This window comes from Synechococcus sp. EJ6-Ellesmere (genome assembly GCF_024345875.1).
Classification (GTDB): domain Bacteria; phylum Cyanobacteriota; class Cyanobacteriia; order PCC-6307; family Cyanobiaceae; genus Regnicoccus_A; species Regnicoccus_A antarcticus.
On the sequence record NZ_JAGQBY010000006.1, the window covers coordinates 1 to 14,014 of the forward strand.

The 14,014-nt window shown below is 68.2% G+C and carries 13 protein-coding genes; 9 read left to right on the forward strand and 4 right to left on the reverse strand.

The window, feature by feature from the left end:
* On the forward strand, positions 1-435 hold a 435-nt coding region (locus tag KBY78_RS01145; RefSeq protein WP_255141977.1), incomplete at its 5' end, for a peptidoglycan recognition family protein.
* A gap of 10 nt (positions 436-445) precedes the next feature.
* Here the strand turns inward: KBY78_RS01145 and KBY78_RS01150 are convergent.
* Positions 446-1,339, reverse strand: a complete 894-nt coding sequence (locus tag KBY78_RS01150; protein WP_255141978.1) for a helicase DnaB — start codon at positions 1,337-1,339, stop codon at positions 446-448.
* Positions 1,340-1,506: 167 nt separating this feature from the next.
* On the opposite strand from KBY78_RS01150, the gene KBY78_RS01155 reads away from it, so the two are divergent.
* The 3 genes from KBY78_RS01155 to fghA are packed head-to-tail and all read left to right on the forward strand — an operon-like array spanning position 1,507 to position 5,141.
* The gene (locus tag KBY78_RS01155; protein ID WP_255141979.1) at positions 1,507-3,108 is read left to right on the forward strand and encodes a glucose-6-phosphate isomerase; all 1,602 of its coding nucleotides are present in this window, start codon (positions 1,507-1,509) and stop codon (positions 3,106-3,108) included.
* Between the two features lie 51 nt (positions 3,109-3,159).
* Entirely contained in the window at positions 3,160-4,278 is a 1,119-nt protein-coding gene (locus KBY78_RS01160; protein WP_261349755.1) for an S-(hydroxymethyl)glutathione dehydrogenase/class III alcohol dehydrogenase, read from the forward strand.
* Complete coding sequence (gene fghA, locus KBY78_RS01165; RefSeq protein ID WP_255141980.1) at positions 4,278-5,141, forward strand: S-formylglutathione hydrolase; 864 nt, start codon at positions 4,278-4,280, stop codon at positions 5,139-5,141. The genes KBY78_RS01160 and fghA overlap by 1 nt, the downstream gene beginning before the upstream one ends.
* On the opposite strand, the gene leuS is transcribed toward fghA, so the two are convergent.
* Both leuS and KBY78_RS01175 read right to left on the reverse strand, forming a co-directional pair.
* Positions 5,138-7,789, reverse strand: a complete 2,652-nt coding sequence (gene leuS / locus KBY78_RS01170; RefSeq protein WP_255141982.1) for a leucine--tRNA ligase — start codon at positions 7,787-7,789, stop codon at positions 5,138-5,140. The genes fghA and leuS overlap by 4 nt on opposite strands.
* 83 nt (positions 7,790-7,872) lie before the next feature.
* A complete protein-coding gene (locus KBY78_RS01175; protein WP_255141983.1) occupies positions 7,873-8,058 on the reverse strand; it encodes an Hfq-like protein in 186 nt (61 codons plus the stop codon).
* Positions 8,059-8,127: 69 nt separating this feature from the next.
* Here KBY78_RS01175 and dapF point away from each other — a divergent pair, with 69 nt between their 5' ends.
* Genes dapF through dacB form a run of 5 tightly spaced genes read left to right on the forward strand, consistent with a single transcriptional unit; the run spans position 8,128 to position 13,086 of the window.
* Complete coding sequence (dapF, locus tag KBY78_RS01180; RefSeq protein ID WP_255141984.1) at positions 8,128-9,273, forward strand: diaminopimelate epimerase; 1,146 nt, start codon at positions 8,128-8,130, stop codon at positions 9,271-9,273.
* A complete protein-coding gene (locus tag KBY78_RS01185) occupies positions 9,270-10,463 on the forward strand; it encodes a cysteine desulfurase family protein (protein WP_255141985.1) in 1,194 nt (397 codons plus the stop codon). Before dapF ends, KBY78_RS01185 begins: the two co-directional genes overlap by 4 nt.
* A 27-nt stretch (positions 10,464-10,490) precedes the next feature.
* Positions 10,491-11,189: a DUF1995 family protein gene (locus tag KBY78_RS01190; protein ID WP_255141986.1), complete on the forward strand. Its 699-nt coding sequence runs from the start codon at positions 10,491-10,493 to the stop codon at positions 11,187-11,189.
* A 60-nt stretch (positions 11,190-11,249) separates the two neighbouring features.
* On the forward strand, positions 11,250-11,789 hold the full coding sequence (locus KBY78_RS01195) for a DUF4330 domain-containing protein (protein WP_006171482.1): 540 nt from the start codon (positions 11,250-11,252) through the stop codon (positions 11,787-11,789).
* 1 nt (position 11,790) lies between these two features.
* Complete coding sequence (gene dacB / locus KBY78_RS01200) at positions 11,791-13,086, forward strand: D-alanyl-D-alanine carboxypeptidase/D-alanyl-D-alanine-endopeptidase (RefSeq protein WP_255141987.1); 1,296 nt, start codon at positions 11,791-11,793, stop codon at positions 13,084-13,086.
* Here dacB and KBY78_RS01205 read toward each other — a convergent pair.
* On the reverse strand, positions 13,061-14,011 hold the full coding sequence (locus tag KBY78_RS01205) for a hypothetical protein (RefSeq protein WP_255141988.1): 951 nt from the start codon (positions 14,009-14,011) through the stop codon (positions 13,061-13,063). The two genes, dacB and KBY78_RS01205, sit on opposite strands and share 26 nt — an antisense overlap.
* Positions 14,012-14,014 lie beyond the last annotated feature (3 nt).

Consider the following 14,014-nt stretch of genomic DNA (forward strand, 5'->3'; position numbering starts at 1 on the left):
CGCACCTTCCAGACCCCCCATCCCAGGGATGACGATCAGGTGAGCTATCACACCCTGATCGGCCTTGATGGTCAGGTGATCGACGTGCTCGATCCCGGCCAACGGGCTTTCGGGGCCGGCAATTCCGCCTTCAACGGCCGATGGGTGGTCACCAACCCCCGGGTGGGCGGCTCGATCAACAACTTCGCCCTGCACATCAGCCTGGAAACCCCCCTGGATGGGGAAGACAACGACACCGCCCACAGCGGCTACAGCAGCAAGCAGTACGACGCCCTGGCCCTGGTGCTCACCGACTGGATGCGCCGCTTCCCCATCCCCGCCTCTCACATCACCACCCACCGTCAGGTGGATCTGGGCGGAGAACGCGCAGACCCCCGCAGCTTCAACTGGGGGGCGCTTCAGAGCAGGCTGGGTGCCCTCGGTCAGCTCTGCTGAAGACCTCGCTTCAGATCAGCGGTGAGAGCTGGGGCTTGCGCTCGGAATAAATCAGAGCATGCAGTTCAGGATCCTGCATATAGCTCAGGATGCGGGCGGGGTAATCGAGCTTGCCGTTGTGGAGGTAGGCGAGGGTGGCGAGCGCCTTGGCATCGCGGGGGCTGCGGCTGGCCTCCAGTTGGCGGTCGCTGGGCAGTCCCAGTTTGCGGCTCAGACGGGCAAACTTGCCCACCAGCAGGGTCACGTTGCGGCTCGGATCGAGCAGCTCGAGCCGGGCGGTCTGGATCTGTTCGGCCGTTGGCTCGGCGGGGAGCAGGCCCTGATGGATCAGTTCGCCGATGCCGAGCTGGGCGGGTCCATGGGTGCTGAACAGGCCCGACTGGGCCGCTAGCGGCAGGTCCTCACCGGGTTTGGCGTGCTGAATCTCATCGAAAAGGACGGCCGCCACCAGCATCGGGTTGATCCGGTGCCGTCGGCTCTCCTGAAGGATCGTGGGCCGCAGCTCCTCGAGCCGTTCCACGGTGCGGGCCCTCAGCGGGGTGAGTTGATCAAGGCCATGGGTGAACAGTTGGGCGAGAGGGGCCTGGGGTCCATGGACCCCGAAGCGGCGTTGCAGCTCCTTCAGTTCTTCCGGGGTGAAATCAATCGGATCGGGACGCTGCCCTTCACTGGTGAAGGATTCCGGGTCACTGCTGTCGGTGCTGAGGCTGGCCGTCAGGCCTGGCTCGGTGAGCAGTGAGGAGCTGGAGAGGTGGCGCTGAGGAGAGCCTGAGGCAAGGCTCAGCAGCGAAAGGGCGGCAGCCAGGGAAACAGCCCAGTGTTTCGTCCTGCCCCAAGGGGAGAACGAGACCGTCGCAGGGCGTGTCGTCAAGAAATTCCGCAGGTCAAAATATTTCTTGAACATTAACGGCTCAATCTGGACATCCCTGCTCCTGGGGTCGTTTGTGTTTCCGTCCATACCAATCACCCTGATCTGGCCGGCTTCGGTGTGGCATGGCACCCCTGCGCTTCCTTGGGGGCCCTTCCACGGATAAGTTCAGCCTCGGCAGCCGATTCGTGAAACCCGCCCGCATGACGACGCTTCCGGATTACAGCTTCCATGAGCCCCAGGTGCAGTGGCAGCGCTTCTGCGACCTGCTCTGGCATCACGACGACCTGGGCATCTGGGTCGATGTCAGCCGGATGGAGCTCAACCAGGCCCACTTGGAAGCCTTGGAGCCTGCCTTCGATCGCGCCTTTACGGCGATGCAGGCCCTGGAGGCCGGCGCGATCGCCAATCCCGATGAGGGTCGTCAGGTGGGCCATTACTGGCTGCGCACCCCCGATCTCGCGCCTGATCCGGAGGCGGCGGCTCACATCAAGGCGGAGGTGGAGCGGATCGATGCCTTCGGCCAGCAGGTGCCGGGGTGGGCCTGCCCGGCGCCGTCGGGCACCCCTTTCACCGATGTGCTTTGGGTCGGCATTGGCGGATCGGGTCTCGGTCCATTGCTGATCCTTCGCGCTCTCAAAGAGGAGGGGGTGGGGCTGCCGTTCCACTTCTTCGACAACGTCGATCCCCAGGGGATGAGCCGCACCCTCTCGGCCCTCGGAGAGCGGCTGCTCACCACCCTGGTGGTGGTGGTGAGCAAGTCGGGTGGCACGCCCGAGCCTCGCCTCGGCATGGAGCAGGCCCGTGCCCGCCTGGAGGCTCTCGGCGGCTCGTGGGCCCAGCAGGCTGTTGCCGTCACAATGGTGGGCTCCCAGCTGGATCAGCGGGCCGAGGCTGAGGGCTGGCTGGCCCGCTTCGACATGTTCGATTGGGTGGGGGGGCGCACCAGCATCACCAGCGCCGTGGGCCTGCTTCCTGCGGCCCTGATCGGTGCCGATCTCCACGGCTTCCTTGAAGGGGCGGCGCGCATGGATGCGGCCACCCGGGCGGCCAACCTGCGCGAGAACCCCGCGGCCCTGATGGCCGCCGCCTGGCATGTGGCCGGCGGCGGAGCCGGAGGGCGCGACATGGTGGTGCTGCCCTACCGCGACCGGCTGGAGGTGTTCAGCCGTTACCTGCAGCAGCTGGTGATGGAGTCGCTGGGCAAGCGGCTCGATCGCGATGGCCGCGAGGTGCATCAGGGGATTGCCGTGTACGGCAACAAGGGCTCCACCGATCAGCACGCCTATGTGCAGCAGCTGCGTGATGGGGTCGATAACTTCTTCGTCACCTTCATCGAAGCCCTCGATGATCCGGCTGATGTGGCCCCCGTTGACGGGGACTACCCCGGCGACTTCCTCGATGGATTCCTGCAGGGCACCCGCTCCGCCCTCACCGAGGGTGGACGCCAGAGCCTTTCGATCAGCCTTCGTCGCTTCGACGCCCGCAGCCTCGGGGCGCTGGTGGCCCTGTTCGAGCGGGCCGTGGGGCTCTACGGCGAACTGGTGAACGTGAATGCCTACGACCAGCCCGGGGTGGAGGCGGGCAAGAAGGCCGCCGCCACGATCCTGGACCTCCAGGGCCGGGTGGAGGCCTTGCTCGCCGATGGACAAGCCCGCTCGGTGGCAGCGATCGGGGAGGAGCTGCAGCTCCCCAGCCCCGAGGCAGCCTTCTGGATCCTGCGCCACCTCTGCGGCAATGACCGCGGCTTCAGCGCCGAGGGCGACTGGGGCGATCCGGCCGGCCTGGTGTTCCGGAAGGTGTGAGCCCCTTCAGCTGGCCCGGCCACCGTTGCTAGGTTCCGCTCATTTGCGGCCATGATCCGTTCCCGCGCTGCGGTGGCCTGGGCCGCAGGCCAGCCCCTTGAGATCACCGAGATCGAGGTGGCCCCCCCGGCGGCCGGTGAAGTGCTCTTGCGGGTGGTGGCCAGCGGGGTGTGTCACACCGATGCCTTCACCCTCTCAGGACAGGACCCGGAGGGACTCTTCCCCGCCGTGCTCGGCCATGAGGGGGGGGCGATCGTGGAGGAGGTGGGGGCCGATGTGACCTCCGTGGCGGTGGGGGATCACGTGATTCCTCTCTACACGCCGGAATGCCGTGCCTGCAGCTTCTGCCTCTCCGGCAAGACCAACCTCTGCCAGGCGATCCGTGGCACCCAGGGCCGGGGCCTGATGCCCGACGGCACCAGTCGCTTCTCCAGCGCCGGCCGCCTGATCCACCATTACATGGGCACCTCCACCTTTTCGGAGTACACCGTGGTGCCCGAGATCGCCGTGGCCAGGATCAGCAAGGAGGCGCCGCTGGAGAAGGTCTGTCTGCTGGGCTGCGGAGTCACCACCGGCATCGGCGCTGTGCTCAACACCGCCAAAGTGGAACCCGGCAGCACGGTGGCCGTCTTCGGGTTGGGCGGTATCGGCCTGGCGGTGATCATCGGTGCCGTGATGGCCGGCGCCAGCCGCATCATCGGCATCGACACCAACCCGGAGAAATTCGCCATCGCCAGCCAGCTCGGCGCCAGCGATTGCCTCGACCCCGGTGCCTTTGACGCTCCGATCCAGGAGGTGGTGATCGATCTCACCGATGGTGGCGTGGATTATTCCTTCGAGTGCATCGGCAACGTACAGGTGATGCGGGCAGCCCTGGAGTGCTGCCACAAGGGCTGGGGTGAATCCACGATCATCGGCGTGGCCGGTGCCGGCCAGGAGATCGCCACCCGCCCCTTTCAGCTCGTGACGGGCCGGGTGTGGCGTGGTTCGGCCTTTGGTGGAGTGCGCGGTCGCACGGAACTGCCGGGCTACGTGGAGCGCTTCCAGAGCGGTGAGATCCCGCTCGACACGTTCATCACCCACACCATGCCCCTGGAGGAGATCAACAGGGCCTTTGAGCTGATGCATGCAGGCCAGAGCATCCGCTCGGTGATCCACTTCAACCGCTGATGAACGCTCTCCCCGTGCTCAGCCAGCTCAGCGAAAACCGCAGCTTCGATGGACTGCATCGCCGCTACCGGCACCACTCCGCCGTGCTCAGCTGTGAGATGAACCTGGCGGTGTACCTCCCTCCCCAGGCCCTCGCCGGAGCCGCTGTGCCGGCGTTGTACTGGCTTTCAGGGCTCACCTGCACCGACGAGAACTTCATGCAGAAGGCCGGGGCCCAGCGGCTGGCCGCCAGCCTCGGCCTTGCCTTGATTACTCCCGATACCAGCCCCCGAGGCCCCGAGGTGCCGAGCGATCCGGAGGGGGCCTGGGATTTCGGCCACGGGGCCGGCTTCTACCTCAATGCCAGCGAAGCCCCCTGGGCGCGTCACTACCGCATGCACGACTACGTGGTGGAGGAGTTGCCGGCGCTGCTGGAGAAGGAGCTGCCCATCGACGGCCGCCGCGGCATCAGTGGTCATTCGATGGGGGGTCACGGTGCCCTGGTCTGCGCCCTGCGCCATCCCGGTTTCTATCGTTCCGTCTCGGCTTTCGCGCCGATCAGCCACCCCAGCCGCTCCCCCTGGGGGGAGAAGGCCTTCAGCCGCTATCTCGGCCCCGATCGCTCCTGCTGGAGTGCCTGGGATGCCTGCGAGCTGATCGCTTCAGCGCCGGAGCGGCTGCCGCTGCTGATCGACCAGGGAGTCGACGACCCCTTTCTCGAGAGCCAGCTGCGGCCGGATGATCTGGAGGAGGCTGCCCGAGCCGCCAGCCACCCGCTGGAGCTGAGGCGCCAGCCGGGCTATGACCACAGCTACTTCTTCATCGCCAGCTTCATCGATGACCACCTGCGCCACCACGCCGCGGCCCTGCTGAACCAGGGTTAGGGCACCAGGTTCACGAGTTTGCCGGGCACCACGATCACGCGGCGAGGGGCCTGGCCTTCGAGCCACTTGCGGGCGATGTCGCTCTCGAGGGCCAGCCGCTCGAGGGTGGCGGCATCGGCATCGGCGGGCACCTCAAGCTGGCCCCGCACCTTGCCCTTCACCTGGATCACCAGGGGCACGGTGTCCTGGATCAGGGCGGTGGGATTGGCCATAGGCCAGCGCTGGCGGTGCACGCTGCCGTCTCCACCGAGCCGCTGCCAGAGCTCCTCGGCGAGGTGGGGAGCGAAGGGGGCTAGCAGGATCACCAGGGCGCTCAGGGCCTCGCTGGCCACGGGCTCGCCCGCCGCCTCCAGCTGGGCCGCCATGACGTTGCTGAGCTTCATCAGCTCAGAGACGGCGGTGTTGAACTGGTAGTGGCCGGGGGCGAGGTCGTCGTCGATGGCGGCGATGGCGCCGTGGACGGCCCGGCGCAGCTCCTGCTCAGCCTGGGTGCTGGCCTCGGCGGGTGCGCCCGGGGGGGTCGGAAGGCGTAGTCCGCGGGCCACCGCCCCGTTAACCAGCCGCCACAGCCGCTGCAGGAAGCGGAACTGCCCCTCCACATCGGCGTCGTCCCACTCCAGGTCCTTCTCCGGCGGCGCCTTGAAGAGGATGAACATGCGGGCGGTGTCAGCCCCATAGCGGTCGATCACCACGGCTGGATCGACGCCGTTGTACTTCGACTTGGACATCTTCTCGTAAAAGGTGTCGAGCCGCTCGCCATCAATCGGATCGCGGGGGTCGGCGGGATCGGCCACATCGGCCGGGGCCACGTATTTGCCGGTCTGCGGGTTCTTGTAGGTGATGGCCTGCACCATTCCCTGGGTGAGCAGGCGCTGGAAGGGTTCATCGAAGCTGAGCAGGCCGCGGTCGCGAAGCACCTTCGTGAAGAAGCGGGAATAGAGCAGGTGCAGGATGGCGTGCTCGATACCGCCCACGTACTGGTCCACAGGTAACCAGCGGTCCGCCGCACTCCGCTCGAAGGGCAGCTGGGTGTTGTGGGGATCGCTGTAGCGCAGGTAGTACCACGACGAGCAGATGAACGTATCCATCGTGTCGGTCTCCCGCCGGGCGGCCTCGCCGCAGCAGGGACAGGGCACGTTCACCCAGCTCTCCAGCTGGCTCAGGGGTGAGCCGCCCTTGCCGCTGAAGGCCAGATCCCTGGGCAGTTCCACGGGCAGCTGCTCTGCCGGCACCGGCACCACACCGCAACGCTCGCAGTGGATCATCGGGATGGGGCAGCCCCAGTAGCGCTGGCGGGAGATCAGCCAGTCGCGCAGGCGGTAGCTCACCTTGCCCTCACCCCAGCCTTTCGCCTCGGCCAGGGCCACGATTCCGGCGCGGGCTTCGGCGGCCTCGAGGCCATCGAAGGGCCCGGAGTGCACCAGCCGTCCACCTGACGTCCAGGCTCCGCCGTCGTAGGCCTCCTCGCGGGCACCCTCGGGCACGATCACCCGCTTCACGGGCAGCTCGTACTGGCGGGCGAAGACGAAATCGCGCTGGTCATGGGCCGGGACGCCCATCACGGCGCCGGTGCCGTACTCGGCCAGGACGTAATCGGCGATCCAGATGGGGATGGTCTCGCCGTTGAAGGGGTTGCGCGCGCTCGAGCCCAGGGGCACCCCGCGCTTGGGCTGGTCCTCGGCAGTGCGTTCCTGTTCGCTCTGGGCGCTCACCAGATCACAAAAGGCTTCCACCGCCAAGCGCTGCTCAGGGGCGGTGAGGCTGGCCACCAGGGGATGCTCCGGGGCCAGCACCAGGTAGCTCACCCCATAAATCGTGTCGGGACGGGTGGTGAAGACCGTGATCGATTTCTCGTTGCCGGCCTCGTTGCCGTTGGCTGCTGCCGGCTCCATGATCGGGAAATGCAGCTGGGCACCCGCCGAGCGGCCGATCCAGTTGGATTGCATCGTGCGCACCCGCTCCGGCCAGCCATCGAGCTGATCGAGGTCGTCGAGCAGGGCTTCGGCGTAGTCGGTGATGCGCAGGAACCACTGGCGCAGCTGCCGCTTCTCCACCCTCGCGCCGGAGCGCCAGGATCGGCCCTCGCCATCCACCTGCTCATTGGCCAGCACGGTCTGATCGATCGGATCCCAGTTGACCGTGGCCTCTTTGCGGTAGGCCAGGCCCGCCTCGTGGAACTGGAGGAACAGCCACTGGGTCCAGCGGTAATAGTCGGCGTGGCAGGTGGCCACTTCCCGGTCCCAGTCGATCGAGAGGCCGAGGCGCTGCAGCTGGGCCCGCATCTGGGCGATGTTGGCATCGGTCCAGTCGCCGGGATCCACGCCCCGCTCGATCGCGGCATTCTCCGCCGGAAGACCGAAGGCGTCCCAGCCCATCGGGTGCAGCACCTGGCGGCCGCGCAGCCGCTGCACCCGGGCGATCACATCGGTGATCACGTAGTTGCGCACATGGCCCATGTGCAGGTTCCCTGAGGGATAGGGGAACATCGAGAGGGCATAAAAGGTGTCGCCGCCGTCTCCGGGTTCGGGTGTCCGGTGGAGCCCCTGCTCCAGCCAGTGCCGCTGCCAGCCGGCTTCGATCGCGTCGGGGCGGTAGCGGCTGCTGTCCGGGCTGATGCCAGTGCTGGATCGGGTGTCGGACTCGGCCATGTTCCGGTGTCGGCCGGTTCGCATCAGCCGTTGAGTGCGTGGCTGTGATCGTGCCACACCCCCCCAGGGTTCTCAGTGCAGGCTCAGTCCAGGGGCTGGATGGTCTCGAGGGCGGAGCGGCGGATCAGCACCGGCTGCTGGGCGTTGGCGGGCCGCAGGGCCAGAAACTCGGGGTCCTGCCAGTCGAGGCAACCTTCGATCTGCTCGCCGCCGGGGAACCGAACCCGCAAGGGCGTGCGCTGGCGGACCCAGTTCTGGAGGAGGCGCACTCCGGGCAGGCTCGAATCCAGGTTTGAAGTCTCCATAGGATTCAGGCTATGTGGATCGGGAATGGGGCCGTGCTGGCATTCAGCAAGTACCAGGGGCTGGGCAACGACTTTCTTTTGCTCGACGGGCGCGAGGCCGCCGATCCCCAGGAGCTGTTCGGTCTCGACCCGGAGCGGGTGCGCTGGATCTGCGACCGGCGCTTCGGGGTGGGCGCTGATGGGGTGATCCTGGCTCTGCCCCCAGAGGGGGATGGGGAGCTGCGCATGCGCATCTTCAATGCCGACGGCAGCGAAGCGGAGATGTGCGGCAACGGCATCCGCTGCCTGGCCCGTTTCCTGGCCGACAGCGACGGCGATCCTGCGGGGAGGACCTGGCAGGTGGAGACCATGGCCGGCCGGATGGTGCCCGAACTGCTCGCCGATGGCATGGTCCGCGTCGACATGGGTGAGCCGTTCCTGCTGCCGGAGCAGGTGCCCACCACCCTGGCGACCGGCCCGGCGGGGCTGCCCCAGGGCGAGCTGGAGGGGGAGGGGGGCCGCTTCGCGGCGGCGGCGGCTGGCATGGGCAATCCCCACCTGGTGATCCCGGTGGAGGAGGTGGAGGTGGTCGACCTGGAACGGTTCGGCCCCCTGCTGGAACGGCATCCCGCCTTCCCGGCCCGCACCAACGTGCATTTCGTCCAAGCACTCAGGCCCGACCACCTGGTGATGCGCGTCTGGGAGCGGGGCGCTGGCCCCACCCTGGCCTGCGGCACCGGTGCCTGCGCCACCCTCGTGGCCTGCCATCGCCTCGGCCTCAGTGCCCGTTCGGCCCGGCTGGATCTCCCCGGCGGCTCGCTCTGGATCGACTGGGACTCGCGCTCGAACCATCTGTTCATGACAGGGCCTGCCGAACCGGTGTTCGACGGGGTGCTCGCGCCGCTTGCTGAGAAGGCCGTTGAGCCGGCCATCACGGTTGAAACAGGACTTGATCCAGCCACCGCGCCGGAGTCGTCGCGACCAGCGGAGCCAGAAGAAATAAGTTGTGCCACCGCCTGCGTGGAGGGCTGCCAGCGGCCTGACGACTGCCCCAGCGCTGAGGCCCGTCGCCGGGTTGAGGTCCTGCTGGAGAGCCGCTCTCTCGATGATCTGGTTTCTTTGGCGGCTCAGACCCTGGAGGCCCGCACCCTGGCCCGCTTCAGCCGCGACACCGCTGGCTCTGATCGTCCGGCCGAGTGACTTCAGCCGGGCCAGCCGGCAGTGCAGCGCAGCCGCTCTATCTCGATGCTTCAGCCGGTGCCCCTCCGGCCGAGGCGGTGCTGCAAGCCATGGCCGCCGCCACGCGAACCGCCTGGGCCAATCCCTCGAGCCTGCACGGCTATGGGCTGGCGGCGGCCGACTCCCTTGAGCGCAGCCGCCAGGCGATCGCCGCCTTGCTCGGTGCTGAGGCCCAGCAGCTCACCTCCGGCTCGGGCGGTACCGAGGCCGCCCACCTGGCCCTGCTGGGAGCCGCCGCCGCCCTGCCTCCCGGTCGGCTGCTGATCTCGTCGGTGGCGCATCCGGCGGTGGAGGCCGCCGCCGAACGCGCGATCGGCTCGGGCTGGGCGTTGGAGCGCCTTCCGGTGGATCACCTGGGCCGGCTGCGGCTGGATCGGCTCGAGGCCCTGTTGGAGCCTCCCACCCGGCTGGTGTCGCTGATCTGGGGCCAGAGCGAGGTGGGCACGCTTCAGCCCCTGCAGGCGGTCGCTGAGCGCTGCCGCCGGGCCGGCGTGATCCTTCACAGCGACGCCGTGCAGGTGGTGGGCCATCGCCCCATCGATTTCGCTTCGATGCAGGTGGATCTGCTCAGTTTCACCGCCCACAAGTTGCAGGGACCCCGGGGGATCGGTGCCCTGCTGGCCCGCCCCGGCCTGGAGCTGCGGCCGATGATCGAGGGCGGCGGCCAGGAGGGGGGGCTGCGCTCCGGCACCGAGCCGGTGGTCCTGGTGGCGGGTTTCGCCGAGGCCCTCCGGCTGGCCCAGCGGCGCCTGGAGCTGAACGCCGGCCAGGATCCCCTGGAGCCATGGCGTGACGGCCTGCTGCAGTCCCTGATCAGCCTGGGTGGTGTGGAGCTGACTGGCTGCCCATCCCAGCGCCTGCCCCACCATCTCAGTCTGCTGGTGCGGGATGCGGGCGGGCGCCCCCTGCCAGGTCGCCGCCTGGTGCAGGCCCTCTGGCGGCAGGGCCTGGCCGTCAGCAGCGGCAGTGCCTGCCAGAGGGGGCGCGCTGGCGGCAGCCCTGTGCTGCAGGCCATGGGCTACTCCCCTGATCTGGCCGCCAGTGGCCTGCGCCTGAGCCTGGGCCCCTGGCTCAGCCAGGAGCAGCTCGACTCGGTGCCGGCCCGCTTCGAGCGGGCACGCCAGGCCGTGGTGGCGGAACAGCTTGGGTAGGGTCGCTGGGCTTCGCTGAGGTTTCGCGTGCTCCCTGCTGATCTGCGCAGCGCCGAAGGGGAGGCCCTTGTGGCCCTGAAGGAGGCCCTGGCGGACAGCCCCAACGGTCGCTGGACCATGGAGCTGCGCTTCGAGGGGCTCAAGCTGCTGCCCCTGGCTCTGAGGCTGCTGGCGGCCCTGAAGCTTGCAGAGCGTCCGGTGCGGCTCCTATTCCCCGATGCCGGGGCCGCGGCCCTGGCCCGCCGCGATGCACCGGGCCTGGCCCCCCAGCTGGGCTCCCTGGGCGATCAGCTGCGGCGTCAGGAGCAGGACAATGATCCCTCCGCCGGCGACCTGCTGGTGCTGGTGGAGCCCGCCCAGGCCGAGTACGAGGAGGTGGAGCGTCTCTGCCAGGCCCACCGCGGCGGTGTGGTGCTGTTGAACGGACGCCTCGAGGATGCCGCCGTGGGCATCGGCAGCGTGGCCCGCGAGCGGCGGCGAGGGTTCCTGGCCACCTGGCGGCCGGCTTATGCCCTGCTGCCTCTTGAGAACGGTGCCCTTCGCTTCGCTTGCCCTGGCCCCTGGGAGCTCTACCGTCTGGATCCTGATGGCTATCGCGGGGCCGCCAGCTTCGATCTGAAGCCCGATGCCGAGCAGCAGGCGGAGGCCCTCAGCCCTGAGCAGGGCCCCGATGTGGTGGCAGGCCTGCAGGCCCTCGACCGCTTCATCGGCAGCCTGCGCAACTGAAGCCCCCTGGCCGGAGCGGGAAAGCCTCCTTAAAGTTGCGCGTCTGCCCCTGCCCTGCCCATGCCCCCTGAGTCCACCCCTGCAGCGCCGAGCGGTTCATCCCGCTGGAGCCTGGTCGACATCGGCGCCGGAGTCGCCGTGCTGCTGGCCATCGGTGGTGTCATCTGGAGCCCGAAACTGAGTGGTGCGGTGGCCACCGCCACCGGGGCGATGCAGCCGGTCACCGTGATCGTCGATGTGCGCGGCATTCCCTCTGCCGATCCCGAAGGACTGATCGCCGCGGCCCGGGAGGAGGGGAAAGTGAGCATCGTGATCCGCAACCAACCGCACGGAACCGTGAAGCTCAAGGACCTGCAACGGCTGCAGCGCAAGTTGGTGGCCCTGCAACCTGACGGAAGCGTCGTCACCGCAGAGGATCCGAACCAGGCCCTGGTGGGCTCCCTGGATGCCCGCTTCGTTCTTGAGGGGCAGGGACGGAAGACGGATGGCGGAGTGGTCTTCGGTAACCAGAACCTCAAGATCGGCGCCCCGATCGAGCTGGAGGGTCGCAACTACCGCCTCAATGGGTCCGTCAGTGGTCTTGTCCTTGGTGAGTCCTGAAATGGTGATGATGTCCCAACCGCAAACCCCCCGCGCCCGGCGCCCTCTGGTCAGGGTCCTGGCCCTCGGCCTTGCCCTGGTGCCTGGCCTGCCAGTGCTCGCGGCCGACCCCCTGGCCCGCCTGCCCGGTTCCCCCGCAGCGGCGGGTCTTCCACGGCTGCAGAGCCAGGTGAGCTGCCCGGCCCTGCAGCAGCGGGTCCAGTCGAGCCTGGGGTCTGAAGCCAGGGTCTGGAGCGTGTCGGTGGCCGATGGCAGCGGCCGCCTGCTGGCCGACGTCAACGGCCTGCAACCACGGGTTCCGGCCTCCAACCAGAAGCTGCTGAGCACGGCCTTCGCCCTCGATCGCCTCGGCCCCGACTACCGCCTCACCACCCGTCTCTGGCGCCTCTCCGATGGCACCTTGCGGCTGACCGGGGAGGGTGACCCCGATCTGGCCATGCCCCAGTTACAGCGCTTCGCCAAGCTGGCCCTGGGATCCGGTGGTGCCGATGGAACACCACCCAGCCTGGTGCGGCTGCAACTGGCGGAGGAACCGCCCCAGGCCTGGTGGCCCCAGGGCTGGCACCCTGGTGATCGTGCCTATGCCTATGGTGCTCCGATCACCCGCCTGGCCCTCACCAGCAATGCCATCGACATGGCGGTGTCCAACCCCACCTCCCGCCTGCGCACCCTGCTGAACCGGGAACTGGTGCGCCAGGGCGGTAAAGCTGTCGAGCTGAGCGTGGTCTCCCCCCAGACCCCCATCGCCAGGGATGCCGTGCTGATCCACGAGGAGCCCTCGGCTCCGATGCACAACCTGCTCAGCCTGGCCAACACCGAAAGCCACAACTTCACTGCTGAAGTGTTGTTGCGGCAGGCCAGTGGCAGCTGGGATCTGGCCGTCAGTCGCCAGGCCGAGATGCAGTGGCTGGCTGAGCAGGGCTTGCCCCTCCAGGGTGTGCGGGTGGCCGATGGCAGCGGCCTCGACCGGGCCAACCGGCTCACCAGCCGTTTCCTCGCCTCCCTGCTGCTCACCATGGGGCAACACCCCTATGCCGGCTACTACCTGGCCTCGATGGCGGTGGCCGGCCAGCGGGGCACCCTGCGCAACCTCTACAAGGGCACCAGTCTGGAGGGCCGCTTCCGCGGCAAGACCGGCACCCTCACAGGCGTGCGATCCATCAGTGGCGTGCTCAGCACCAGTGATGGCCCCCGTTACGTGAGCCTGATCTCCCATGGGGCCGGAGCACCCAACACCACGATTGGTGCGGTGCTCCGCCAGGTGCAGAACGTCAGCCTCTGCCAGCCACCTGCCTGAGGCGTGAGGCCGCACGCCGGGCGCGACTGATCGGCACGGCCGCCTGCTCACCGGCAGGCGGTTGTGCCGCGGGACTCCTCTCGGCCGATGCCGACACCTCGGTGCTCTGGATACGGCCCAATTCGCGCCGGCCTGCCAGCACCACTTTGCTGAGCTCGCCCAGCCGTCCTTCCAGTTCGGTGAGCACCTGCTCGGCATAGCGGTTGGCTCCGTCCTGCACGGTGGTGGCCTCCTGACGGGTGCGGCTGATCAGCGCCTCGCACTGCTGCTGGGTCTGCTGGCGGAACTGCAGGGCGTCGTTGTGCAGGCGCTCGGCTTCGCTCTGGCTTTCACGCTGGATGCGCAGCCCCTCCTGGCGGATCTTCTCAAGTTCCTGCAGGCTCTGCTGGCGGGAGCGCTCGTGCTGTTCGCTCAGCTGTCGCTTCATCTCCACGAAATCCTGGTCGAGCTGCTGGCGCCTCTGCATCGCCTCCTGCTCCAGCTGCTGGCGGCGGCTGCTGAACTGCTGCTCGGTCTGGGCCAGGCGGGTCTGGTGCTCCTGCTCGGTCTGGGCCACCTGCTGCCGGGCCGAGAGCAGCAGTTGCTCGCACTGCTGGCGGGCCTGCTCACGCAGCTCAGTGACCTGTCGCTCGGCTTCCTGGCGTACGGCCGCTGAATTGATCAGTTGCTCCCGCTCCTGACGGGCGCGGCTGATGATCTCCTCGGCCTGCTGGCGGGCCTGGGCGATGAAGCTCTCCCGCTGACGCAGCAGCTCCTCGGCCTGGTCGAGCTGGGCGGGCATGGCCTCCCGCACCGCGTCCATCAGCTCGATGGCGTCCTGCACATTGACGAGGCGGCCACCACTGAACGGAATGCGGCTGCCCTCCAGCACGATTTCTTCGAGCTGATCGATCTGATCCAGCACGCTGATCCGAGTGTCGGCCATCTC

What these genes read in the sequence shown, in the direction of transcription:
- KBY78_RS01150 (WP_255141978.1), bottom strand. Translation starts at nt 1,339, where the DNA reads ATGTTCAAGAAATATTTTGACCTGCGGAATTTCTTGACGACACGCCCT.
- KBY78_RS01155 (WP_255141979.1), top strand. Translation starts at nt 1,507, where the DNA reads ATGACGACGCTTCCGGATTACAGCTTCCATGAGCCCCAGGTGCAGTGG.
- KBY78_RS01160 (WP_261349755.1), top strand. Translation starts at nt 3,160, where the DNA reads ATGATCCGTTCCCGCGCTGCGGTGGCCTGGGCCGCAGGCCAGCCCCTT.
- fghA (WP_255141980.1), top strand. Translation starts at nt 4,278, where the DNA reads ATGAACGCTCTCCCCGTGCTCAGCCAGCTCAGCGAAAACCGCAGCTTC.
- leuS (WP_255141982.1), bottom strand. Translation starts at nt 7,789, where the DNA reads ATGGCCGAGTCCGACACCCGATCCAGCACTGGCATCAGCCCGGACAGC.
- KBY78_RS01195 (WP_006171482.1), top strand. Translation starts at nt 11,250, where the DNA reads ATGCCCCCTGAGTCCACCCCTGCAGCGCCGAGCGGTTCATCCCGCTGG.
- dacB (WP_255141987.1), top strand. Translation starts at nt 11,791, where the DNA reads ATGGTGATGATGTCCCAACCGCAAACCCCCCGCGCCCGGCGCCCTCTG.
- KBY78_RS01205 (WP_255141988.1), bottom strand. Translation starts at nt 14,011, where the DNA reads ATGGCCGACACTCGGATCAGCGTGCTGGATCAGATCGATCAGCTCGAA.